General features: G+C 65.6%; 18 protein-coding genes. 14 read left to right on the forward strand and 4 right to left on the reverse strand.

Going from position 1 to position 25,120, the window contains the following annotated elements:
- Positions 1 to 26: 26 nt before the first annotated feature.
- Positions 27 to 1,445 (reverse strand): sensor domain-containing diguanylate cyclase, encoded by a 1,419-nt coding sequence (locus F464_RS0121805; RefSeq protein ID WP_232429016.1) that lies wholly within the window; start codon positions 1,443 to 1,445, stop codon positions 27 to 29.
- Positions 1,446 to 1,492: 47 nt separating this feature from the next.
- On the opposite strand from F464_RS0121805, the gene pabB reads away from it, so the two are divergent.
- Positions 1,493 to 3,271, forward strand: a complete 1,779-nt coding sequence (gene pabB / locus F464_RS0121810; protein ID WP_018991983.1) for an aminodeoxychorismate synthase component I — start codon at positions 1,493 to 1,495, stop codon at positions 3,269 to 3,271.
- Positions 3,272 to 3,273: 2 nt separating this feature from the next.
- On the opposite strand, the gene F464_RS0121815 is transcribed toward pabB, so the two are convergent.
- Entirely contained in the window at positions 3,274 to 3,639 is a 366-nt protein-coding gene (locus tag F464_RS0121815) for a hypothetical protein (RefSeq protein ID WP_228216789.1), read from the reverse strand.
- A 247-nt stretch (positions 3,640 to 3,886) separates the two neighbouring features.
- Here F464_RS0121815 and F464_RS0121820 point away from each other — a divergent pair, with 247 nt between their 5' ends.
- The gene (locus F464_RS0121820; protein ID WP_018991985.1) at positions 3,887 to 5,158 is read left to right on the forward strand and encodes a bifunctional O-acetylhomoserine aminocarboxypropyltransferase/cysteine synthase; all 1,272 of its coding nucleotides are present in this window, start codon (positions 3,887 to 3,889) and stop codon (positions 5,156 to 5,158) included.
- 144 nt (positions 5,159 to 5,302) lie between these two features.
- On the opposite strand, the gene F464_RS0121825 is transcribed toward F464_RS0121820, so the two are convergent.
- Both F464_RS0121825 and F464_RS0121830 read right to left on the reverse strand, forming a co-directional pair.
- A complete protein-coding gene (locus F464_RS0121825; protein ID WP_269744913.1) occupies positions 5,303 to 5,644 on the reverse strand; it encodes a 4a-hydroxytetrahydrobiopterin dehydratase in 342 nt (113 codons plus the stop codon).
- Positions 5,641 to 9,438 (reverse strand): DUF748 domain-containing protein, encoded by a 3,798-nt coding sequence (locus F464_RS0121830; protein WP_018991987.1) that lies wholly within the window; start codon positions 9,436 to 9,438, stop codon positions 5,641 to 5,643. The genes F464_RS0121825 and F464_RS0121830 overlap by 4 nt, the downstream gene beginning before the upstream one ends.
- A 299-nt stretch (positions 9,439 to 9,737) precedes the next feature.
- Here F464_RS0121830 and F464_RS0121835 point away from each other — a divergent pair, with 299 nt between their 5' ends.
- From F464_RS0121835 to F464_RS0121890, 12 genes are all read left to right on the forward strand, one after another.
- Positions 9,738 to 10,181 (forward strand): hemerythrin domain-containing protein, encoded by a 444-nt coding sequence (locus tag F464_RS0121835; protein WP_018991988.1) that lies wholly within the window; start codon positions 9,738 to 9,740, stop codon positions 10,179 to 10,181.
- Entirely contained in the window at positions 10,181 to 10,396 is a 216-nt protein-coding gene (locus F464_RS0121840; protein ID WP_018991989.1) for a DUF2249 domain-containing protein, read from the forward strand. The genes F464_RS0121835 and F464_RS0121840 overlap by 1 nt, the downstream gene beginning before the upstream one ends.
- Positions 10,393 to 11,655: a hypothetical protein gene (locus tag F464_RS0121845; RefSeq protein WP_018991990.1), complete on the forward strand. Its 1,263-nt coding sequence runs from the start codon at positions 10,393 to 10,395 to the stop codon at positions 11,653 to 11,655. Before F464_RS0121840 ends, F464_RS0121845 begins: the two co-directional genes overlap by 4 nt.
- A gap of 344 nt (positions 11,656 to 11,999) precedes the next feature.
- Positions 12,000 to 13,253, forward strand: coding sequence for an MFS transporter (locus tag F464_RS0121850; protein WP_018991991.1), 1,254 nt, complete (start codon positions 12,000 to 12,002; stop codon positions 13,251 to 13,253).
- Between the two features lie 38 nt (positions 13,254 to 13,291).
- Positions 13,292 to 14,983, forward strand: a complete 1,692-nt coding sequence (locus F464_RS0121855) for an MFS transporter (protein WP_018991992.1) — start codon at positions 13,292 to 13,294, stop codon at positions 14,981 to 14,983.
- Positions 14,984 to 15,051: 68 nt separating this feature from the next.
- Positions 15,052 to 18,807 carry a nitrate reductase subunit alpha gene (locus tag F464_RS0121860; protein ID WP_018991993.1) on the forward strand — a complete coding sequence of 1,252 codons (3,756 nt, stop codon included), beginning with the start codon at positions 15,052 to 15,054 and terminating at the stop codon, positions 18,805 to 18,807.
- A gap of 123 nt (positions 18,808 to 18,930) precedes the next feature.
- A complete protein-coding gene (narH, locus tag F464_RS0121865) occupies positions 18,931 to 20,481 on the forward strand; it encodes a nitrate reductase subunit beta (RefSeq protein ID WP_018991994.1) in 1,551 nt (516 codons plus the stop codon).
- An 11-nt stretch (positions 20,482 to 20,492) separates the two neighbouring features.
- Entirely contained in the window at positions 20,493 to 21,035 is a 543-nt protein-coding gene (gene narJ / locus F464_RS0121870) for a nitrate reductase molybdenum cofactor assembly chaperone (RefSeq protein ID WP_018991995.1), read from the forward strand.
- 9 nt (positions 21,036 to 21,044) lie between these two features.
- Positions 21,045 to 21,752 carry a respiratory nitrate reductase subunit gamma gene (narI, locus tag F464_RS0121875; protein ID WP_018991996.1) on the forward strand — a complete coding sequence of 236 codons (708 nt, stop codon included), beginning with the start codon at positions 21,045 to 21,047 and terminating at the stop codon, positions 21,750 to 21,752.
- An 87-nt stretch (positions 21,753 to 21,839) separates the two neighbouring features.
- Positions 21,840 to 23,786: a type IV pili methyl-accepting chemotaxis transducer N-terminal domain-containing protein gene (locus F464_RS0121880; RefSeq protein ID WP_018991997.1), complete on the forward strand. Its 1,947-nt coding sequence runs from the start codon at positions 21,840 to 21,842 to the stop codon at positions 23,784 to 23,786.
- Positions 23,786 to 24,472, forward strand: coding sequence for a response regulator (locus tag F464_RS0121885; RefSeq protein ID WP_018991998.1), 687 nt, complete (start codon positions 23,786 to 23,788; stop codon positions 24,470 to 24,472). Before F464_RS0121880 ends, F464_RS0121885 begins: the two co-directional genes overlap by 1 nt.
- A gap of 22 nt (positions 24,473 to 24,494) precedes the next feature.
- A complete protein-coding gene (locus F464_RS0121890) occupies positions 24,495 to 25,004 on the forward strand; it encodes a hypothetical protein (RefSeq protein WP_018991999.1) in 510 nt (169 codons plus the stop codon).
- Positions 25,005 to 25,120 lie beyond the last annotated feature (116 nt).

A 25,120-nucleotide genomic window follows, 5' to 3' on the forward strand; every position in this document is an offset into this window, starting at 1 on the left:
CGCGTTGCCGCCGCGCGCCGCCACCCTCACTGCACGTCGCCCGGCGGCCCCTTGCGCAAGCAGTCCGTGACCGCCACCACGCAGTTGCGCCCCAGGCTCTTCGCCCGGTAAAGCGCCGCATCCGCCGCCGCCAGCAACTGCTCCAGATCGTCACCCGGCTCGAAGTCCGCGAATCCGATACTGACCGTGACGGCGACGGGCGCGCCGTCCGCGCCCGCGACTCCGATCGCCGCTATCTGCTGCCGCAAACGGTCGGCAAGCTCGCGAGCGCCCTCCGGCAAGGTTCCCGGCAGGACGATCACGAACTCCTCGCCGCCATAGCGCCCGACGATGTCGATCTCGCGCACGCTCCCGGCGCAGGTCTGCGCCACCATCCTGATCACCTGATCGCCCACGGCATGTCCGTGTTCGTCGTTGATCGCCTTGAAATGGTCGATATCCACCATCAGCAGCGCGAGGGGCTGGCCGAATCGCTCGGCCCGCCGCCGCTCCTGCTCCGCGCGATCGATCAGGTAGCGGCGATTCGCGATACCCGTCAGGACGTCGACCTGGGCCAGCTGGCGCAGATCCTCCTCGCGTCCCTTGCGTTCGGTGATGTCCTCACGCACCGCGACAAAGTGAGACACCCGGCCGAAGCGGTCCCGCAGCGGCGAGATCGCCATGTTCTCCCAGTATTCCTCGCCACTCTTCCTGCGGTTGCACACCTCGCCGCGCCATACGCTGCCCGACAGGATCGTCTGCCACAGGTCGGCATAGACCTCGCTGCGCGTATGCCCGGCCCCGAACATTGCCGGACTGCGCCCGAGGATCTCGTTGCGCGAATATCCCGAAGTCTTCAGGAAGGCTGCGTTCACGTATTCGATCCGGCCGCGGTTGTTGGTGATCATGATCGCAGCCGGGGCGTGATCGACGGCCGCCTTGTAGGTTTCCAGCGCGTACTCGCTGACCGGGAGCTCCACCTGGCTGACATCCGGCATCTCGCCAGCGGAAAAAACGGCCGGCGGGGGAAGGACCGCTCCCGGCTGGCCGGCGCCGGCCTGTGCCGACGTGCCGGACGTGCGCAACAGCGGCCACACCGCCCACGCGACGACGACCGCGAGCAGCACCATGGATACGCCGAGGAAAGGAACGAAGATGTTTCCGCCCCCTTCGGCACCGCCGAAACCGTCGGCTGCGAACACTCCGTCCAGCATCCAGAGCCCCACCGCCGTGAGCAATGCGAACGCCACCACCAGGAAGATCGTCAGCGACGTGCGGGGGAAAAGCATCAGCCCTTGAAACCCGGAAAACGAACAAAATCCCTGTACATACCGCAATGATAGTAGATACCCCCGAGACGATGCCAAATAAATTATCACCACAAAAATAGTGGGGGCTTTCACCCGCAAAGGCACCGACGCCGCGAACAAGGGCCGCACGCGAACGGCGAGGCCTTGCGCTAACATGCGGATCCCGCCTCCGCATCGCGACGCCACCTGCAGCAGCCGCAACGATGATCGACTCCGCTCACGAATTCGCCCTGTTCGACGACAATCAGCACGGCCACGGCGACCTTCTCCTGTCCGAGCCGGAAGAAACCATCCGCTGCACGGACGCAGGCGAGCTCGATGACGCCTTCGACGCCGTCGAGCGTGCCCGCCTGCGCGGAAAATGGGTCGCGCTTGCAGCCTGCTACGAACTGGGTCACGCGCTGGAACCCCGCTTGCGGGAGCTGCTGCGCAAGGACGGCGCACCGCTCCTGACGGCGTGGGTGTATGGCCGGGCCGAGCGGCTACCCTCGCCCGAAACCGACAGGCGCATCGCCGCTGCGCTGGCCCGGCGCGACGAGCACGCGCGGCTGGGTGGCGTGATGGACCTGCGCCGCGAAATCGCGGAGGAAGACTACTGCCGCAGCGTGCAGCACATCCGCGACTACATCGCCGCCGGCGACTGCTACCAGGTGAACCTCACCTTCCCCCTGCGCGGACGGCTCTACGGCTCGCCTCTTGCCCTCTACCATGCCTTGCGCGCCGCACAGCCGGTACGGCACGGGGCGCTGATCTGCCATGCCGATGGCGCGATCCTCTCGCGCTCGCCCGAGCTGTTCGTCGAACGCCGCGGGGACCGCCTGAGCTGCCGTCCGATGAAGGGCACTGCCGCGCGGGACAGCGATCCCGCAGCACTCGCGTTGTCGGAAAAGAATCGCGCCGAGAACATCATGATCGTGGACCTGATCCGCAACGACCTGGGCCGCCTCGCACCCAGCGGCGGCGTGCGCGTCGAGCGGCTGTGCGAGATCGAGGCCTATCCGAGCGTGTGGCAGATGACTTCGACGGTCGTCGCCGAACCCGTTGCGGCGAGCCTCGCGGAGGTGTTCCGCGCCCTCTTTCCGTGCGGCTCGGTCACCGGCGCCCCGAAGATCCGGGCAATGCAGATCATCCGCGAACTCGAGACGGCGCCGCGCGGGATCTATTGCGGCGCGCTGGGATGGATCGCTCCCGACGGTGACTTCCGCTTCAGTGTGCCGATCCGCACGCTGGAGGTCGGAAAAGACGGCTGCGCGCAGCTCGGTCTGGGCAGCGGCATCGTTGCCGATTCGGAGCCGGCTGCCGAATGGGCCGAGTCGCTGCTCAAGGGCCGTTTCCTGACCGGTCTCCGGCCGGCATTCGGCCTCATCGAGACGCTGCGCTGCGAACCGGGAGCAGCCGAACCCTACCCGCTGCTGACTCGTCACTTCGAGCGGCTCACCCGATCCGCCGGCGCATTCGGATTCGCACTGGACATCGACGCGATCCGGCGCGCGCTGATCGACAAGGCGCAGGTGCTGAGCGGACCGCAGCGCGTCCGCGTCCAGCTCGCGGCCGACGGCAGCTTCGCGCTATCGGCCGGCGCCCTCGACGATGGCATGGTGGCGACGCCGACCGTCGTCGTTTCGACACACACGATATCGAGTTGCGATCCCCTGCTGCAGCACAAGACGACCGCGCGCGAGCTTTACGATGCTGAACTGCGCGGGGCGATGGCGACGGGGCACTTCGACGCGCTGTTCTTCAATGAACGCGACGAACTTGCCGAAGGAGCCCGCACCAATGTGTATCTGGACCTGGGCGGTGACCGCCTGCTCACCCCGCCGCTGCACTGCGGCGTGCTGGACGGGGTGTATCGGCGCAAGCTGCTCGACGAAGGGAAGGCACGCGAGCAATGCCTGACCCGGGCGGACCTGTCGCGCGCCCGGGCGATCCTGTTGTCGAATGCAGCCCGCGGTCTGTTTCGCGTCGGGCTGGCGTCCTGAGTTCAGTGAGTGGCGCAGCGCCGGTTCGTGCAATTGCAGGGGATGAGCCCCTGGTCCTCGTCGGCACACATGCAGTAGTGATTCCCCGTACCGACGACGGGCATGCCGGTCGGCTCACCCGGCTCGAAGTCCTCGATGCGCATCAGCTTGAGAAAGTGCAGCGCTGCGCTCAGGCCATGGAATACCGTCAGTTCTCCCGACCCGACGCACAGCCAGCGCCCATCCATGGAAATCGCATAGCATGTACCGTCGCGCGGTCCGACCGCATGCACCTGGATCTTGCATCGCTCCCGACGCCAGTCGGGTGCCACCGCGAGCTCCAGCCAAGTTGCGACTTTGCCTTGAATCGGCATTACTGCGTCCATCATCCTCTCTCCCTTTTCTTCTTTATACGTCCGGATCAGTGCAACCCGGTGAAATCTTCTTTTCAACGAAGTTTCATATTAGCAATATCCAAGATAGGCACTCAACACGGGGATTGCAAGATATTCATACTGACTTGCCCGGTTCAGGCATGGTCATAAGCATTTGAGAAATCCATCTTTTTCAAGGCTCGCGCGCTGGCTATACTTTTCGACTTGCAACTGAACCTTGCCAACCACCCGGGATGAACACATGAAACTCGAAACGCTTGCCGTGCACGGCGGTTACTCGCCCGATCCGACCACCAAGGCGGTGGCAGTGCCAATCTACCAGACGACGTCGTACGCATTCGACGACACCCAGCACGGGGCAGACCTGTTCGACCTGAAGGTGCAGGGCAACATCTACACCCGCATCATGAATCCGACCCAGGACGTGCTGGAAAAGCGCGTCGCGGCAATGGAAGGCGGCATCGCGGCGCTGGCGATGGCTTCGGGCATGGCGGCGATCACCGCATCGATCCAGACGATCGCCGAGGCCGGCGACAACATCGTCACCTCCAGCACCCTGTACGGCGGCACCTACAACCTGTTCGCGCACACGCTGCCGCAGTACGGCATCGAGGTGCGCTTCGCCGACTACCGCGACCCGGACGCCTTCGAGCGCCTGATCGACGCCCGCACCAAAGCAGTGTTTTGCGAATCGGTCGGCAACCCGCTCGGCAACATCACCGACTTCGAGAAGCTCGCCGAAGTCGCACACCGTCACGGCGTGCCGGTGATCGTCGATAACACCGTGCCCTCGCCCTACCTGTGCCGCCCGTTCGAACACGGCGCCGACATCGTCGTGCATGCGCTGACCAAGTACCTGGGCGGTCACGGCAACTCGATCGGCGGCATCATCGTCGATTCGGGCAAGTTCCCCTGGGCTGAACACAAGGAACGCTTCAAGCGCCTGAACGAGCCCGACGTGTCGTATCACGGCGTCGTATATACGGAAGCGCTTGGACCCGCGGCCTACATCGCGCGGGCGCGCGTGGTGCCGCTGCGCAACATGGGTGCGGCGATCTCGCCGTTCAACGCCTTCCTGATCCTGCAGGGCATCGAGACGCTGGCGCTGCGCATGGACCGCATCTGCGAAAACTCGGTGAAGATCGCACGCTTCCTGACCAGCCATTCCAAAGTCAGCTGGGTGAATTACGCGGGACTGGAGGAACACAAGGACTACCCGCTGGTCCAGCGCTACATGGGCGGACGGGCATCGGGCATCCTGAACTTCGGCGTGAAGGGCGGCCGTGAAGGCGGCGGCCGTTTCCAGGACGCGCTGAAGCTGGTGACGCGCCTCGTGAACATCGGTGACTGCAAGTCGCTCGCCTGCCATCCGGCGTCGACGACGCACCGCCAGCTCTCGGCCGAGGAGCTCGTGCGCGCCGGCGTGACCGAAGACATGATCCGCCTGTCGGTCGGCATCGAGCACGTCGATGACCTGATCGCGGACCTCGATCAGGCACTCGCGGCCGCCTGAGCGCCCCGCACGAATCGGTAGCGCGAGCACAGCGCATCCCGCCACGCTGCGCCTGCCCCTGGCGCGCAGCGTGGATCGGCGGGATCCGCTTTGCTCCTCCCGCCCTGCCTGATTCGTCTCATCTGCCGCCTGATCGGCGGCGGACTATTTCCCGCCCGCCGCCTCGTCGATGAAGCGGGCAAGCGCGATGTCGCGCTCGGTCAGCCCGCCCGCGTCGTGCGTCGACAAGGTGATGTCGACGCGGTTATACACATTGAACCATTCCGGATGGTGGTCCATCTTCTCCGCCATCAGGGCGACGCGCGCCATGAAGGCGAAGGCGGCGTTGAAGTCCTTGAACCGGATGCTGCGCGTGATCGCGTCGCGTCCGGGCGCGAGCGTCCAGTCGGGCAGCGTCGCCAGCGCGGCGCGGCGTTCGTCGTCATCGAGTTTCCGGCTCATGGTGTCCTCCGCTCCGTCTGCCCGCGCGCGTCGCCGTCCGCTCACTTGAGCGAGAACATCGTGCGCCGCGCGGCACCCCCTTCACCCGCCTTGTCGCCGCTCGCCGCCTCGACCTTGGGGCTGAGCAGGAAGACCCGCTCGGCGGGAACCTTGCCATCCTCGAGCAGTTTGTCCTTGATCACCTGGCCGCGCTGCAGGGCGAGCTGACGCAGCGCCTCGTCATCCACCTTGGTGTTGGCGAGCATCAACGCCTCCATTTCCTCCACCGGCAGATCCTTGAGCAGCCCGATCGCGTTGCGCGGGCGCTTGAAGTCGGCATCACGATAGACCTTCCTGAGCCAGGTTGCGTACTCCTCTTGCGTCAACGTCAGCTCGTCGAGCGACGGCGCCTCTTCGCCCTTGCGCACCATTTCCTTGAGCTTCGCTGCCTTGACGCTGCGCTCCATCTGCACGCGCCGAACGCCATCCGGATCGGTGGCAGGATCGGCGTGGGCAGTGATTTCGAGCTTCAGCGCAGGCCGGTCGGCGAGCGCACGCGCGAGCGTCGCGACCTTCTCGGTCGTGGCCTTGTCGAGGCTCGCGCGGCCCGGCGCGAACTCGATGTAGGACAGCTCCTCGCCGCCGCCGAACATCGAGCCGAGCAGCGAGAACGGGGCGGTGAGCGCCTTGCCGATGAGGTTGATGATGGCCTTGATGACGATGCCGGCGACGCTGAACTCGGGGTCGTCGAGCGAGCCGCCGATGGGCATATTGAGGTCGATTTCGCCGCGGCTGTTCTTCAGCAGCGACACCGCTAGCTGCACCGGCAGGTTCAGCGCGGTCGGACTGTCGACCTTGTCACCGAACGTGAGCTGATCAAGGAAAACGCGGTTGGTCGCAGTGAGCTTGCGGTCCTCGATCTTGTAGTTGAGGTCGGCGGACAGCTTGCCTTTCTGGATGCCGTAGCCGACGTACTTGCCGGAATACGCAGAGACGGCGGTGAGTTCGAAATCCTTCACCGATGCAGCGATGTCGAGGTAGCGGTCCTGCCGGAAGGGGTTGAGCTGGCCGACGACGGTGACGGGAGCGGCATTGTCCACCTTGCCGCGCAGGTCGAGCTTGGCGATGGTCGACGGGTCCGACGACAGGCCGACGAGTTCGCCCTCCATGCCCGTGAGGTTGGCGTCGTAGTTCGGCCTGATGAAACGGTCGCTGAACTGGATGTTGCCCCGCTTGATCGTCACCTTGCCGATCGAGATCGGCGGGGGCGGTTCCGCCGGCGGCGCGACCGTCGTTTCGGCCTTGCCGGACGCAGCCGGCGCCGGTGCCGGAGCGGGAACGGGCGGCACCTCACCGGGCGCCGGCGCGGCGGCCGGCTGCGCATCCGCGGGCGTTTCGTGATGACGGATCTCGCGCAGGTTGAGGCGACCCTGTTCGTCGAGGATCAGGCGGGTGTAGAAGTCATCCAGCGAGACATCCTTGATGGCGACCGCGAGCGGCGCGAGGCGGAAGTCGATGCCGGTGACGGCGAATTTCTTCCAGCGCAGGAAGTCCGCGGCCTGTGCCTTGTCGATGGACGCGAAGTTGTCGACGCCGACATCGCCGCGGAAGTTCGCCTTGAGGCTGCCATCGCGCACCGACTCGAAAGCGAGCTTGCCGCGCGTGCTGAGATTGCCGCGCGAGATGGCGATGTTGAGCTGTTCGACGACATAGGGCTGCAGCGGCAGGAGGTCGACGGCCTTCAGGTCGAGGTTGAGATCGCCCTTGAGCGGGTCCATACCGACGGCGCCCTTCACGCCGATGCTGCCGCGCTTGTTCACACGCGCCGCGAGGTCCAGCCTGGCGGTGGAGCCCTTCACCGTGCTGATGCCTTCCGCCCCGAGCTTGATCGCATCGGCGAGCAGCACGATGGGCGTGCCCTGGGTACGGTCCTCGAAGCGCGCGGACCAGTCGTCGAACGTGAGCTTGTTGACCGTCACCACCCAGGGTTTCGCTGATCCCTCGTCGGCGGACTGCTGCTTGTCGCCCTTTCCGGGCTTCGCAGCCTTGGCCGGCTTCGCGGCCGGTTCGGCCTTGCCCGGCTTCGGCTCGCCGACGAGACCGAGGGCGTCGAGCTTGCCTTGCTTGTCCCGGACCGCCGCGAACGCTGCGCCGTTCGATTCGACGCTGCCGACGTTCACCGTACGATCGGCCGGCACGATCTTGACGTCGTTGACGGCGAAGCGCGCGAGCTTGGCGACGGGCTGTTTCTGCCCCTTGAGCGCGAGCTCGAATTCACGCAGCACGAGTGCTTCGGCAAGAAGATCGATCTGCGGCGCCTGGTCGGCCATCTTGACCTTGTACTGGACGGTCGCGTCGACACGTCCGCCGCGGACGTCTCCGCCCGGAAGCTGCGCGGCGTAGTACGGAAGGTAGCGCGAGACGAGGAAGTTCTCGGCTGCGACGCGCCCCTCCACCTCCAGCGGATTGAGACGCACGCGGTCGCGGTGGCTGCTCTTCTCGCCGGCGTCCGTGGCGAAGTCGAGAGCGATTTCGGCGACCGCGTCCGGTGCGGTACTGACATTGCGGGCCTCGAACTGCAGGTCCCTGATCTCGGTGCGGAAAGGCTCGCCTCCGCTGTTCGGTCCGGCGGCTGCGCGGTCTTCGACACGGATCATCGCGCCGGTGATCTTCGCGTTGTCGAGTGTGAACAGCAGCGGCTCGGCGGCTGCAGGCGCTGACGCAGGGGGCGCGACAGGCGCTGCGTTCGGCGCGTTGCCCTCCGCCTGCCCGGCACCCGTCTCGGGCGCGGCAGCAGCCGGTTTGTCGGCGGCCGGTGGCGGCAGGATCTCCTGGAAATTCAGGCGTCCGTTGGCGAGGCGCACGACATCCACGGTCGGCTGCCCGATTTCGAGGCGATCGAAGTGGAGCTTGCGCGCGAGGGGCTGCACGTCGGCCAGGCCGAGCGAGAGCGTGGGGATGCCGAGCAGCGGAGCGCCGTTCGCGTCCTCCAGCCTGATCGCGGCGAAATCGACCGAACCCTTCAGGGCAACGTTCGGCGTTTCGTTGGCGGCCTGCGAAAAAGCGAGTTCGAGATTGGTCGATACACGGCCTTCGGGCAGCCGGAATGCCGGCTTGAAGGGCAGGTAGGCGACGTAAGGGGTGAAGTCGAAGCCGTCGAGCTTGAGTTCGAGGATGGTGTCGCGGTCGTTCGCGAACGGACGAGTGCGTCCGACGAGTTGCAGCGGGTGGCCGTTGATGAGCGCGGAAACGACCGGCTCGATGAAGAGTTCGATCTTGACCGGCAGATTGGAGACGAAGGGCAGGCCGATGGTGAGATCGGTGATGTCGTTCTTGACCCCGACCAGCCGGTCCTCGACGTGGACCGCGCCGTCGACGAGCTGGATGTTGTTGAGCGAGAACAGCGCCGGCTTGTCGTCCTCCGTCTTCGGGCGCGCTGCCAGCCGCTCCTGGACGTCGGTCCAGCTGTGACGGGTTTCGTCGAGGCGCACGAAATTGACGCGCGGTGCTTCGAGGCGAATCTCGCGCAGCACGGGCGCGCCGCGGAAGATCGACTCGCCTTCGAGATTTGCATACAGCGAACGGAACGAGAACGCGCCGGGCTGGCCGTCGGCCTCAGCGATGTCGAGACCCGTTGCGGTGATGGACAGCGCGAACGGGTTGATGTCGATGTCTTCGATGGTGACCTGGCGGCCGAGGACGTCCGAGGCGATCTTCTGCCCGAAATGGCGAACCAGCGGGGGGGCGGCCAGGAAGCCGAGCACGGCGATCACGACTACGGTGCCGGCCAGCCATTTCGCCAAACGCTTCAGCTTGGCCGGATCGAACCGCGAACTGCTGGCCTGGGCATCAACGGACATGCATTGCCTCCACGAAAATTTCACACCACAGGCGACGCGCTCGCGCCCATGACATCAATCTAGCAGGCCACCGCACGAGTGTGAATCTCGGCCGCGCCACTCCTCGATCTTGCACCATTGCGTTGTTGCAGGAATGGCGCAAATGTTTCCCGATTTCATAGGCGTCGCACCGTTGCCCGCGGCAGCCGGACCGGCTCCGCGGGGCGAATTGATTGGATACACCGACGGTTTGACACGCATCAAGGATCACCCTGCTGGAATTGGGAGAATTCATCCACCCACACAGGAGACCCGCAACCATGAGCCAGATCACTTCCCTGATGACCGACGACCACCGCCACTGCGACCAGACCTTTGCCCGGGCCGAGACGGCCGCGGCCAAGGGCAAGTGGGACGAAGCGAGTGCTGCCCTGGAGCAGTTCGCGTCGGAACTGGAAGGTCATTTCGATACCGAGGAATCCTTCCTCTTCCCGAAGTTCGAGGCCGCCACGGGAATGACCGAGGGCCCGACCAAGGTGATGCGCGGCGAGCATGCCGAGATGCGCAGCGCGCTCACCCGCATGCGCGACGCACTCGCCAACAAGGACAAGGACGATTACGCCGGCGAAGCGGAGACGCTGCTGATCCTGATGCAGCAGCACAATATGAAGGAAGAGAATATCCTTTATCCCATGTGCGATTCGCAGTTGGCGGGCTCCGACGTGGCAGCCGGGCTGAGCGAACGCCTTCACGCGAGGGCCTAATGAAGAAAACCGTAGACGCGCGCGGCCTGGAACCACCGCAGCCTTTCGAACGGGTGATGGATGCGCTGGCGGATCTGCCGAAGGGCGAGAGCCTCCTGCTCCTGCTCGACCGCATGCCCCATCCGCTGTTCCGCATCCTGGACCGCGACGGCTACAAGTATGAAAGCCGTATCCGCGACGACGGCGTCGTCGAGATCGACATCCTGAATCCATGATTCCCGACGGACAGACCCTCAGCTACGACGCGGCGCCGGCCTTCTCGACGCCGCTGCGTTTCTTTCTCACCGCCCCGCTCTTCGGCGCCGCCGCCGGAGCCGCCCTGCTGGCGGCGCCGGAACTGCTGGATTCGCGCTGGACGCCCGGCGCGCTGGCGGTGACGCACCTGATAGCAGTCGGTTTCATGCTGACGGTGATGCTGGGGGCCTTGTTCCAGGTTTTGCCGGTGGTCGCGGGGGCGGTGATTCCGCGCTCGGGACCGGTCGCAACGGTCGTGCATGTGGCGATGACGACCGGCGCGCTGTGTCTGGCGTGGGGACTGGGCAGCGGCTCGCCTGCCTTTCTCGTTCCGGCGACGGTACTGCTCGGCGGAGGGCTCACGCTCTTCGTCGTCGCCGCCTTCCTCGGGCTGCGGCGGATCCCCGTGGCGCAGGCGACGCCGCGCGACATGCGCATCGCGCTGCTCGGCTTCGCTGTCGCCGTCGCGCTCGGCATCACCCTGGCGCTGGCGCTCGGCGGCCGACTCGATCTGCCGCTGCTGACCGTGCTGAAACTGCACATCGGCTGGGCCCTGCTGGGCGGGTCAGGCGTGCTGCTCGCGGCCGCGAGCTGGGTCGTCGTGCCGATGTTCCAGATCACGCCGAACTACCCGGCGACCCTCACCCGATTCTGGGCGATGGGAACCGGTGCGGTACTGCTGGTGTGGAGCGCGACCGTGTATGGCGAACTCGGCTCCGCCGAATTCGCACTGTCGGCGGCGCTCGCAGCGCTGTGTGCGCTATTCGCGGTGAGCACGCTGAGGCTGCAGCGGCAATCACGGCGCTCGGTGCCCGACATGACGACGCGGGCCTTCCAGCTCGGGATGGGGAGTTTCATCGCGGGACTCGCCTGCGTGCTCACCGCGCAGCAGTCGGAGCATCAGGTCTGGCCCCTCCTCGCCGGGATACTGATCCTCCACGGCGGCTTCGTCAGCGTGATCGTCGGCATGCTCTACAAGATCGTGCCCTTCCTCGCCTGGCTGCACCTGACCCAGGACGTCGGCAAGGCGCCGAACATGAAGAAACTGCAGCCCGATTCGCCGATACGGCGTCATCTGGCCCTGCACGCAGTCGCGCTCGCAGCCCTGCTGGTGGCGGCGCTGGTCGGCAATGCCTGGCTGATCCGCCTCGCCGGACTGCTCGTGGTCGGCGAGTTCGCTTTCCTGTTCGCGAACATCCTCAAGGTACTCGGCAACTATCGCCGGGCGCACGCAGCCTGATCCGGTCGCAGTAGCCGTCCGGGTTGCCCGCGCGGCCGAATTCGCCGCGCTCGTCACGCCTCCGGCATGCCGTTGCGGGACCAGCCAGCGCGAACCCGTAGGGCGGGATGAAATCCCGCCGGTCGTTGGCGACTCCACCGAAAGGGGCGCTCGTCGGGCGGGCGGCGGGATTTCATCCCGCCCTACTTCTCCCCTGTGCGTGGACTAGTTCTGAAGTACTAGGCCCGCCGGCACACGACTAGTACTTCAACCCCTGCTTTCGGCGAATGTTCGCCGGCAGGCGCGAGGCATAACCTTGCTTCCAGCATGGAACGCGGTGCGTTCCGCCCTGGAGGAAGAGGAAGATGGCCTCGCAACGCCGCAAGCAGTTCTCCGTTCTGGTGATGAGTACGACCGCATTCACGATGTGTTTTGCGGCGTGGATGCTTTTCGCGGTGATCGGGATTCCGATCAAGGCCCAACTGGGTCTCAACGAAACCCAGTTCGGTCTGCTCGCGGCAACCCCCGTGCTGACCGGCGCGCTGGTGCGCCTGCCCCTGGGCATGCTGACCGACAAACTCGGCGGCCGCATGGTGTTCTTCGCGCTGATGCTCGCGACGGTCGCGCCGATCTGGCTGATCAGCCAGGCGACGGCGTACTGGCATTTCCTGCTCGCGGGGCTCTTCGTCGGGCTCGCGGGCGGCTCGTTCTCGGTCGGCATCGCCTACTGCGCGCGCTGGTTCGAACGCAAGAACCAGGGTTTCGCGATGGGCGTATTCGGCGCCGGCAACTCCGGCGCGGCGGTGACCAAGCTGGTCGCGCCGGTGCTGGTCGTCGCCTTCGGCTGGGAATTCGTGCCCAAGGCCTTCGCCGGAGCGATGCTGGCGATCGCCATCGCCTTCTGGCTCTTTACCTACGAAGATCCCGAACACCGCGTGTCGTCGAGCGTGAAGTTCGCCGACCAGCTGCGCGTGCTGAAGAATCCGCGCGTGTGGAAGTACTGCCAGTACTACTCCATCGTCTTCGGCGGCTATGTGGCGCTGGCACTGTGGATGACGAAATACTACGTGACCGAGTTCGGCCTGGGCCTCGAGACCGCGGCCCTGCTTGCGGCCTGTTTTTCGCTGCCGGGCGGCGTGCTGCGCGCGGTGGGCGGCTGGTTCTCCGACCGCTTCGGCGCCCACAAGGTGACCTGGTGGGTGATGTGGGTGTCGTGGGTGTGCCTGTTCCTGCTGTCCTACCCGCACACCGAGTTCACGGTGATGACCGTGTCCGGCCCGAAGACCTTCGCGATCCATCACAACGTCTGGTTCTTCACCGCATTGATGTTCACGGTCGGCGTCGCCTGGGCCTTCGGCAAGGCGTCGGTGTTCAAGTACATCTCGGACGAATTCCCGCACGAGATCGGCGCGGTGTCGGGGATCGTCGGCCTGGTCGGCGGCCTCGGCGGCTTCCTGCTGCCGATCATGTTCGGGGCACTCCTCGACCTGACGGGCGTGCGCTCCAGTGCCTTCATGCTGCTCTACGGCGTGACCTGGGTGTCGCTGATCTGGATGTACTGGACCGAGGTGCGCCGCACCGACGTGATGCACGGCGGCGCAGCGGCCGCAACCAAGTAATTCCCAAAACAACACCAAATCCTGACCAAGGAGGAAGCATGGCACCTGCAAAGCTCCGCCCGATCCCGCCGGTTCCGGGCCCCGCGCCCGCCGGCGTACGCCCAGGCGAAGGCGCGCGCGGCGCCGACATCGCGGACTGGCGCCCCGAGGACGAGACGTTCTGGGCGCGCGAAGGCAAGCGCGTCGCCAACCGCAACCTGTGGATCTCCATCCCCAGCCTGCTGTGCGGCTTCGCCGTGTGGCTGATGTGGGGAATCATCACGGTGCAGATGGCCAACGCGGGCTTCCCCTTCACGCCCGACCAGCTGTTCTCGATCGCGGCGATCTCGGGCCTGTCGGGTGCGACGCTGCGCATCCCGGCGTCCTTCTTCATCCGCATCTGCGGCGGACGCAACACGGTGTGGCTGACGACCGCGCTGCTGATGATCCCGGCGCTCGGCACCGGCATCGCGCTGCAGGACAAGAACACGCCGCTGTGGGTGTTCCAGCTGATGGCGCTGCTCTCGGGCATCGGCGGCGGCAACTTCGCCTGTTCGATGGCCAACATCAGCACCTTCTTCCCGAAGCGCCTGCAGGGCACGGCCCTCGGTTTGAATGCCGGCCTCGGCAACTTCGGCGTCACGACCTCGCAGATCCTGATCCCGGCAGTCATGACGATCGGCCTGTTCGGCGCGATCGGCGGCGACGCGATTCCGCTGGCGAAGGACTCGGCCACGCTGATCGGCAAGATCGCCGCCGGCACGCCGACCTTCGTGCAGAACGCGGGCTTCGTGTGGCTGCTGCTGCTCGTGCCGCTCGCGGTCGTCGGCTGGTTCGGGCTCAATAACCTGAAGACCGTGTCGCCCAACATCGGCTCGAACGGCGCGGCGATGGGACGCATCCTGCTGATGTACGGCATCGCCCTCCTGGTGTCCGGCGCGGGCCTCTACCTCTACCTCCCGAGCGGCTCCGGACTGCTCGCCGGCAATGGCATGTGGATCGTGCTGCCGCTGGTGATCTTCGGCACGCTGTTCGCGCTGAAGATGGTCGCCACCGGCGAGATGAAGGCGAACCTGGACAAGCAGTTCGGGATCTTCCGCAACAAGCACACGTGGTCGATGACGGCGCTCTATGTCGTGACCTTCGGCTCCTTCATCGGCTTCTCGATGGCGCTGCCGCTGTCGATCACCGTGATCTTCGGCAACACGCACGTGTTCGACCCGGCGACCAGCGCGTGGGTGCATGCGAAGAATCCGAATGCGCCCTCCGCGCTGATGTATGCGTGGATCGGCCCCTTCGTCGGCGCCCTTATCCGTCCCGTCGGCGGCTGGATCTCGGACAAGCTGGGCGGGTCGATCGTCACCCAGGTGATCTCGGTGGTGCTCGTGGGTGTGTCCGCCGTGACCGGCTACGTGATGCATCTGGCCTACCAGTCGGCCACGCCCGAAAGCTACTTCCTCGCCTTCATGCTGCTCTTCATCGTGCTGTTCGCGGCGTCCGGCATCGGCAACGGCTCGACCTTCCGCACCGTGGGTTTCGTCTTCGACCAGGACCAGCGCGGGCCGGTGCTCGGCTGGACCTCCGCGGTCGCGGCGTACGGTTCCTTCATCGCGCCGGTCGTCATCGGCGGGCAGATCAAGGCCGGCACGCCCGAGAACGCGATGTACGGCTTCGCGGTGTTCTACGCCGCGTGTCTCGTCCTGAACTGGTGGTTCTACCTGCGCCGCAACGCCTACATCCGCAACCCCTGACCCGATTTTCGAACACTCACGAACACAACAACGACCGAAACGCAAAGCAGGATTCACAGGAGCAAACAATGAGTCATTTTCTCGACCGCCTGAAATTCTTCGACAAGGTGAAGGACACCTTCGCCGGCGGCCACGGCATCGTCACCAACGAGGACCGCGGCTGGGAAGACACCTACCGCAACCGCTGGCGCCACGACAAGGTCGTGCGTTCGACGCACGGCGTGAACTGCACGGGCGGCTGTTCGTGGAAGATCTTCGTCAAGAACGGACTGGTGTCGTTCGAGATGCAGCAGACCGACTACCCGCGCACCCGCGAGGATCTGCCGAACCATGAGCCGCGCGGCTGCCAGCGTGGCGCCTCATTCTCGTGGTACCTGTACTCTCCGCACCGCATCAAGCACCCGATGATCCGCGGGCGCCTGCTCGAGGTCTATCGCGCCGAGCGCAAGAGCGGCAAGGATCCGGTCGAAGCGTGGGCGGCGATCCAGGCAGACAGCAAGAAGCGCGACCGGTACGTGAAGGTGCGCGGCCTGGGCGGCTTCGTGCGCACGAACTGGGACGAGGTCAACGAGATCATCGCCGCGGCGAACATCTACACGATCAAGAAATGGGGTCCGGACCGCATCTACGGCTTCTCGCCGATCCCGGCGATGTCGATGATCTCCTATGCGGCCGGCGCGCGTTACCTGTCGCTGATCGGTGCGGCCTGCGGCTCGTTCTACGACTGGTACTGCGACCTGCCCGCGGCGAGCCCGCAGACCTGGGGCGAGCAGACCGACGTGCCGGAAGCAGCCGACTGGTACAACTCGACCTACCTCATCATCACCGGCGCGAACCTGCCGATGACGCGCACGCCGGACGCGCACTTCGCGACCGAAGTCCGCTACAAGGGCGCGAAGGTCGTGTCGATGGCGCCGGACTACGCTGAATACGTGAAGTTCGCCGACCTGTGGATGCCGGTCAAGCAAGGCACCGACGCCGCGGCCTTCCTCGCGATGGGCCACGTGGCGCTGAAGGAATACTTCATCGAGCGCCAGGAACCCTACTTCATCGAGTACGCGCAGAAGTACACCGACCTGCCGATGCAGGTGATCCTGCGCGCGCACGACGGCGCCTTCGTGCCGGACCGCAACCTGCGCGCGTCGGACTTCGACGACCTGCTGGGCGAGACCAACAACCCCGACTGGAAGACGATCGTCTTCGACGCGCGTACGAATAGCTACGTGGCGCCGAACGGCTCGGTGGGCTTCCGCTGGGGCGAGGAAGGCAAGTGGAACCTGCTGCCGAAGAACGCCGCGAACCAGGAAAACATCGACGCCGAGCTGTCGTGCATCGACAAGCGCGATGACATCGCGTCGGTCGGCTTTCCGCACTTCCAGCCGGGCGAGCCGGGCCTGCTGTACCGCAACGTGCCGGTCCGCAAGCTGACCCTCGCATCGGGCGAGACCGTGTATGTGACGTCCGTGTTCGACCTGCAGGTCGCGCAGTACGGCATCGACCGCGGCCTCGGCGGCAAGAACGTCGCGACGTCCTACGACGACGCGACTGTCGCCTACACCCCGGCCTGGGCCTCCAAGGTCACCGGCGTGAAGGCCGCCGACATCGAGCGCACCGGTCGCGAGTTCGCGCAGAACGCGGCCAAGACGCGCGGCAAGTCCATGATCATCATGGGCGCGGCGATCAACCACTGGTACCACAACGACATGCAGTACCGGTCGATCATGAACCTGCTGCACATGTGCGGCTGCGTCGGCCAGAGCGGCGGCGGCTGGGCGCACTACGTGGGCCAGGAAAAACTGCGGCCGCAGGCGGGCTGGGCACCGATCGCGTTCGCGACCGACTGGCAGCGTCCGCCGCGCCACCAGAACTCGACGTCGTACTGGTACTTCCACACCGACCAGTGGCGCTACGAGACCATCGACGCCGACGAGCTGCTGCAGCCGGCCGCGAAGGGCAAGTACAAGGGCTACAAGCTCGCCGACTACAACGTCGCCGCGACCCGCATGGGCTGGCTGCCGTCCATGCCGCACTTCAACCGCAACCCGCTCGACCTCGTCGCCGAAGCCGAGAAGGCCGGGGCGACCGATGAGGCCGGCGTCGCGAAGTACATCGTCGACGAACTCAAGTCGGGCAAGCTCGACGTCGCCTTCGCCGACCCGGACGCGGAAGAGAACTGGCCGCGCAACCTCTTCGTGTGGCGCGCCAACCTGATCGGCTCGTCCGCGAAGGGTCACGAGTACTTCCTCAAGCACTTGCTTGGCGCGCAGAACGGCGTGCTGCAGGAAGGCGGCGACGGCAAGGGCACGAAGGAAGTGAAGTGGCGCGAGGAAGCGCCCGTCGGCAAGCTCGACCTGATGGTGGACATCAACTTCCGCCTCAACTCGACCGGCGCCTACTCCGACATCATCCTGCCGACGGCGACGTGGTACGAGAAGAACGACCTCAACACCACCGACATGCACCCCTTCATCCACCCGCTGTCCGAAGCCGTGACGCCGGGCTGGGAGTCGAAGTCGGACTGGCAGATCTTCCGCACGATCGCGAAGAAGTTCTCCGATCTGGCCGAGAAGCACCTCGGCGTCGCGAAGGACATCGTCGCGCTGCCGATGCAGCACGACTCGCCGTTCGAGCTCGCGCAACCGCTCGGCCAAGTGCGCGACTGGAAGAAGGGCGAATGCGAGCCGGTTCCGGGCAAGACGATGCCGCTGCTGAAGCTCGTCGAGCGCAACTTCGCCGACACGTACAAGAAGTACATCGCGCTTGGACCTCTGATGACCAAGCTCGGCAACAACGTGAAGGGTCTCGACTGGAACACGGACGCCGAGTACGAAGAGCTCAAGAAGTGCAACTACACGGTGCAGATCCCGGGTGTTTCCTTCGGCATGCCGTCGCTGGAAGAGGACATCTCGGTGTGCGACGCGGTGATGCGCATGGCGCCCGAGACCAACGGCGAGGTCGCGCACAAGTCGTGGTCGGCCCTGTCGAAGAAGACCGGCATCGACCACCACCACCTGTACGCCGGCCGTCACGAGGACAAGATCACCTTCCGCGACATCCAGGCCCAGCCGAGGAAGATCATCACCGCGCCGACCTGGTCCGGGATCGAGTCGGAGACCGTGAGCTACACCGCGGGCTACACCAACATCCACGAGCACATCCCGTTCCGCACGCTCACCGGCCGGGCGCACTTCTACCAGGATCACGAGTGGTTCCTCGACTTCGGCGAAGGCTTCTGCGCCTATCGTCCGCCGATCGACATGAAGGCCCAGAAGGTGATCCCCGACTCCGTGCGCAAGAAGCCGCACCTGACGCTGTCGTGGATCACGCCGCACTCCAAGTGGGGCATCCACTCCAGCTACCAGGACAACCTGCGCATGCTGTCGCTGTTCCGCGGCGGCCCCTACGTGTGGGTCTCGGAGGACGACGCGAAGGAGATCGGCCTGCGCGACAACGACTGGGTCGAGGCGATCAACGCCAACGGCGCGACGATGGCCCGTGCGGTGGTTTCGCAGCGGGTGCCGCGCGGCATGGCGCTGATGTACCACGCCCAGGAGAAGACGGTGAACGTCCCCGGCTCGCCCTCCACGGGCAAGCGCGGCGGCATCCTGAACTCCGTGACGCGCGTGATCGTGAAGCCGACGAACATGGTCGGTGGCTACGCCCAGCTCGCGTACAGCTTCAACTACTACGGCACTGTCGGTTGCCAGCGTGACGAGATGGTGGTGCTGCACAAGGTCGCGGACCAGGACATCGACTGGCTGGAGCGGCCTCTGACGCCGGAGCGCGAACAGCAACTCAATCCGGTCGGCGTCGGGCCCCGATAAGCACACGAAAGGGTACTTCCGCGCGCGGGTAGCTGCGGCAGGGCGAGGGTGAAACTGACCCCGAGCCCCTCGCCCGGCCCGCTCCCGCGCGGCGGGGTACCGAACAGGACACAGGAGAATCAAATGAAGATTCGCGCGCAATTCGCGATGGTTTTCAACCTCGACAAGTGCATCGGTTGCCACACCTGCTCGGTGACCTGCAAGAACGTCTGGTCGAACCGCAAGGGCATCGAGTACGCCTGGTTCAACAACGTCGAGTCCAAGCCCGGCGTCGGTTATCCGAAGAACTGGGAAAACCAGGAGAAGTGGAAAGGCGGCTGGGAGAAGGTCAACGGCAAGCTCGAGCTCAAGGCCGGCGGCAAGCTGAAGAAGATCGTGCAGATCTTCGCCAACCCCAACATGCCCGAGATCGACGACTACTACGAGCCCTTCACCTACGACTACGCGCGCCTGCACAACGCGCCGCTGTCGGAAGCCGCGCCGACCGCGCGCCCGGTGTCGCAGATCACCGGCGAGAAGATGGACAAGATCACGTGGGGCCCGAACTGGGAGGACGACCTCGCCGGCGAATTCGCCGCGCGCGCCCAGGACCCCAACTTCGCGAACATGCAGAAGGAGATGTACAAGCAGTTCGAGAACACCTTCCACCTGTACCTGCCGCGCATCTGCAACCACTGCATCAACCCCGCCTGCGTCGCCTCCTGCCCCTCGGGCGCGATGTACAAGCGCGAGGAAGACGGCATCGTGCTCGCCGACCAGGACCGCTGCCGCGGCTGGCGCATGTGCATCTCCGGCTGCCCGTACAAGAAGGTGTTCTTCAACTGGGAATCGTCGAAGGCCGAGAAGTGCATCGGCTGCTACCCGCGCGTCGAATCCGGCCTGCCGACCGTCTGTTCCGAATCCTGCGTCGGCCGCATCCGCTACAACGGCATCATCCTCTATGACGCCGACAAGCTGCTGGACGCTGCCTCGACCGACAACGAGCAGGACCTGTACAAGGCCCACCTCGACCTCTTCGTCGATCCGTACGACCCCGCGATCATCGCCCAGGCGCTGAAGGACGGCGTGCCGCAGAGCTGGATCGACGCCGCGCAGAAGTCGCCCATCTACAAGATGGCCGTCGAGTGGAAGATCGCCTTCCCGCTGCACCCCGAGTTCCGCACGCTGCCAATGATCTGGTACGTGCCGCCGCTCTCGCCGGTGCAGTCGCAGATCGACCAGAAGAAGCTGCCGACCGAGTCCGACGGCGTCATCCCGAAGGCCGAGGCGATGCGCCTGCCGGTGCAGTACCTCGCGAACCTGCTCACCGCGGGCAAGACCGAGTACATCCAGAGCGCGCTCAACCGCCTGCTCGCGATGCGCTCCTACATGCGCTCGATCAACGTCGATGGCGAACCGGATCTCGGCCCGCTCAACCGCGCCGGCATCACCGAGCAGAACGCGAAGGACATGTACCGCTACCTCGCGATCGCCAACTACGAGGACCGCTTCGTCGTGCCGACCGCGCACGAGGAGATCCGGCTGGACGACTACCACGGCTTCCAGGGCCAGAACGGCTTCACCTTCGGCGCCGACAACTCCAAGGGCTACGGCACCTTCGCCCTCTTCCCCGAGCGCCGCACCGAGTCGGCCGAACCACGCGAACCGGCGCCCCTCGCCGGCGAGCGCGACTGAAGGAGATAAACATGAAAATCTTCCGACTGCTGGCCGCCCTGCTCGACTACCCGAGCAACGAGTTCCTCGTCGAACTAAGCGAACTTGCCGGTAAGGACGCCTACGCCTTCGTCGAGTCGCTCGATGAAGAAAGCGCCCTCAGCGCCGAAGAGTACCGCTGCGTCGCCGACTTCATCACGACGCTGCTCGCCTCCGATCCGCTCGAACTGCAAGGCGCCTACGTGCAGTGCTTCGATCTCACGGCCGAGCACAGCCTGCACCTGACGCACCACATCTTCGGCGAAGAGAAGACGCGCGGCCCTGCGTTGATCGACCTCGGCGAGTTCTATCGCGGCTATGGCCTGCAGGCCGACGAGAAGGAACTGCCGGACTACCTGCCGGTGATGCTGGAATTCTGCTCGACGCTGAGCATCGGCGAGGCATGGGTGTTCCTGGGCGACGTCGCCAAGGTGCTCAAGGTGCTCGCCGACAACCTGGAAAAGTCCGCCAGCCCCTACGCGTCGCTGGTCCGGATCGTGGAAAAACAGGGCAGCCTGACGCGCCTGGCTGCCTGAGGAGACGACATGAACGCACTCAACTTCTTCTTCGGGATCTATCCCTACATCGCGCTGTCGGTGTTCGTGATCGGCAGCTGGATCCGCTACGACAACCAGCAGTACACGTGGAAGACGGACTCTTCGCAGCTGTTGTCGAAGAGCAACATGTGGATCGCAAGCAACCTGTTCCACGTCGGCATCCTGTCGATCTTCGCGGGCCACTTCGCCGGCCTCGTGCTGCCGCACGCGCTGTGGGTCGGCCTGGGCGTCTCCGATCTGCAGCACCAGTGGATCGCCATCGTGGCCGGCAGCGTGTTCGGCTCCATGTGCCTGATCGGCGGCGCGATCCTGTGGCTGCGCCGCATGTTCAACCCGCGCGTTCGCGCCGCGGGCCGCCGCATGGATGCCTTCATCCTGGGCTGGCTGCTGCTAACGCTCGTCGCCGGCCTGTCGACGCTGCCGGTTTCGATCGGTCACGCGAACCACGGCGATCCGGGCGTGATGCTGGCGCTGTCGGGCTGGGTGCAGAGCGTGCTCACCTTCCAGGCGAAGCCCGAGCTGCTCGCCGCCGTGGAGCCGGTGTTCCGCTTCCACATGGTGCTGGGGATGACGGTGTTCCTGCTGTTTCCCTTCACTCGTCTCGTGCACATTCTCACTGCGCCGCTGAGCTACGTCGGCCGTGCCTACCAGATCGTGCGTTCGAAGCGCCGCCTGAAGGCAACCGCATCGGCCTGAGGCCATGCCGGGGGTGGAAGCGCCCCCGGCTTGCAGGGTGGCGGCAGGCGACGTAGTCTGCATGCCACCCCGCTTCATCGAGCATTCATGCTTCCCCTCGGCAACAGTCTCAGCACCAAGATCACCGGCATCCTGCTGGTGTTCTTCCTCGTCGCCCTGACGGCAATCGGCATCACGCTGTTCATGTCCTGGCAGCTCCAGGGCGCGGCCGCCGCCATCAACGACGCCGGCAGCCTGCGCATGCGCGCGTACCGCATCGACCAGCTGCTGTCCCGCGCCGACGGGCGGTCCCTCACCGAACCGCTGGTGTTCGCCCAGACGCTGCGCGAGGAGCTCGACGACTTCCAGCACATCTTCGACGAGCTGCGTCAGGGCAATCCCGAACGCCCCCTCTTCATCCCGCGCGACCGCGGCATCCCCGAAGACGTCGAACGCATGGCGGTCTACTGGCTCAACGAAATCCGTCCCGTGCTGGACGCACTGGTCGCCGAACCCGAACCCGGCCGGCTCGCGAAGAATCTCCCGGCGTTCGACAACACGATCAAGAATTTCGTCGCCAGCACCAACGATGTCGTGCTGAAGATGGAACAGAGCTACGCGCGCAGCACCGACATCCTGCGGGCCTCGCAGGTGTCCCTGATCGCGCTGGCAGTGATCGGCACGCTGTTCCTGATCCGCTTCTTCTTCGTGCTGGTGATCCGCCCGGTCTCCGAACTGCAGACCGGCATCAAGCGGATGGAGCAGGAAGACTTCAGCGCCCGCGTCCCGGTCCTCGGCAAGGACGAATTCGGCGAGCTGTCCGACGGCTTCAACCGCATGGCCGTCCACCTGCAGGGCCTTTACGGAACGCTGGAGGAACGCGTCGACGTGAAGACGCGCAGCCTCGAGGAGAAGAACCGCCAGCTCGAAATCCTCTACGACATGGCGGCCTTCCTGCGCCAGCCGCAGGATGTGGACGCCCTGTGCCGCGGCTTCCTGCAGCGCGTGCAGAAGATGTTCGGCGCGGCGGCCAGTTCCGCCCGGCTGCTCGACAAGGATTCGCGCCAGCTGTGCATGACCGTGCATGCCGGACTGGACAACGCGTTCATCGACCGCGAGGCGACGCTCGACTGCGGCGAATGCGTGTGCGGTCAGGCCGCACGCGGTGGCAACTCCCTCATCTGCGAACCCGAACGGCCCGAAACCGCCCCCGATCTAGGCGCCTGCCGCCGCGCCGGCTTCAAGCTCGTCTCCGCCACGCCGATCGGCGCGAACCAGCAGACGCTGGGCATCTACAACCTGTATTTCCGCGAGGCGCGCCTGCTCGAAGACTCCGACCGCCAGCTCCTCGAAACGCTGGGACAGCAGCTCGGCATCGCGATCGAGAACCAGCGCCTGCATGCCAGCGACCGCGAACTCGCGGTGTCGGAGGAACGCAACCTCCTCGCCCGCGAACTGCACGACTCCATCGCGCAGGGGCTCGCGTTCATGAACCTGCAGGTGCAGATGCTCGACGACGCCCTGCGCCACAACGACGCACCTCAGGCACAGAGCACCCTCGCCATGCTGCGGCAGGGAGTCCAGGAGAGCTACGATGACGTGCGCGAACTGCTGGTGCATTTCCGCACGCGCGTCGCAAAGCAGGATCTCCCCGGAGCGATCGGTGCCGCGCTGCGCCGGCTCGCCGACCAGAGCGCGATTGCTACGGAACTGGAGCTGGAAGGGGGCGGCGCGCCGCTCGATGCGGAGGTCGAAACGCAGGCGCTCTACATCCTGCAGGAAGCCCTTTCCAACGTCCGCAAGCACGCCCAGGCGACGTCCGTGCACGTCGCCCTGCGCCGCGGCGTGCATGGGCTGACGCTCGTCGTGCGCGACGACGGCGTCGGTTTCGATGAAAACGCCCGCAGTGCCCGCGAAAAGGAAAACCACATCGGCCTGCAGGTCATGCGCGAGCGTGCGCTGCGCATCGGCGGAAAATTCTCGCTAAGCTCCACGCCCGGCCGCGGAACCGAAGTGTGCCTCGAACTCCCGCGAATCAACCAGGAACCGAACTGATGTCCGCCCCGATCCGAGTGCTCCTCGTCGACGACCACGCCCTCTTCCGCAGCGGCATCAAGTCCCTGCTGCAGCGCCACCCGGAGTTCGAGATCGTCGGCGAGGCGGGCGACGGCATGGAAGGCGTCAAGCGTGCCGCGCAACTCAAGCCCGACGTCGTGCTCCTCGACCTGCACATGCCCGGCCTCTCGGGCCGCGACGCCGCCGCGATGATGGCCGATGAGACGCCCGACTCGCACGTGCTGATGCTGACCGTGTCCGAAGATGCCGAGGATCTCATCGAAACGCTGCGCGCGGGCGCCTGCGGTTACCTCCTGAAGAACATCGAGGCCGATACGCTCACCGCCGCCATCACCAAGGCCGCTGCCGGCGAATCCGTGATCTCGCCGCAGATGATGGGCAAGCTCGTGCAGGGCGTGCGCGGCGCCCCGCCCAAAGCCAGCACCGAAGCGGCGCCGGCAGTGGTCGCCTCCGAACTGAACAAGCTCTCGCCACGCGAGCGGGAAATCCTCGTGCTCATCGCGCGCGGCCAGAGCAACAAGGAAATCGCGCGCTCGCTGGACCTCGCCGAAAGCACGGTCAAGATTCACGTGCAGAACGTCCTGCGCAAGCTCGGCCTGACCAGCCGCGTGCAGGCGGCGGTGTTTGCGGTCGAACAGGGAATCGTGCAGGATCCCCGGATCTGAAAGGCGGCCAACGGAGGCCAGCTTGACCCCACCGACCCGCAACGGCGTCTTCAGCCGCATGGTCCTGCCATTCGCGCTGGTGCCACCGGTCATGATCCCGCTGGCGATGCGCGACCATGCCGCAGTCTATCGCCTCGATCCGGCGGGTTCGAACTGGGAATGGATCGCACTGCTGGTATTCGTCGCCGAGCTCGTCTCGGTGACCGTCGTCGCCGGCATGCTGCGGCTGACGACGCCCGCCGAAGCCTTGCGCCCCACCCGCGCCCGCGCCCTGGCGATCGCGGCCCGCGCGGCGGCGCCGCTGTGGACCTCCGCCGTGGTGCTCGCCGTCCCCAGCCTCGGTGCCCTCGTCGCCGCCCACCTCCTCGCCCATGCCATCGCGCTGCGCAGGCTCTACCTCGACCTGCGCGACGAATTGCGGCTGGACAACGACATCCAGGCACTCCACATCACCTATATGGCCTACAGCGTCGCGGCCATCCTGTGGGCGCCGGTCTTCGTCATGATCTTCGTCTCGCTGTCGCCCGGCTGAGACCTCCGGCCGCGGCGGTGTGCTTCCGACATACCCGCTGCGGTTTTTTCCTTATCCAAGATCAAGGAGTCGGCGCCGCCGGTTCCATAAAGTTACGTTAGCGCCCGCTTCGGGCT

The organism is Aromatoleum toluclasticum ATCC 700605, assembly GCF_000378245.1.
In the GTDB taxonomy this organism is placed as follows: Bacteria; Pseudomonadota; Gammaproteobacteria; order Burkholderiales; family Rhodocyclaceae; genus Aromatoleum; species Aromatoleum toluclasticum.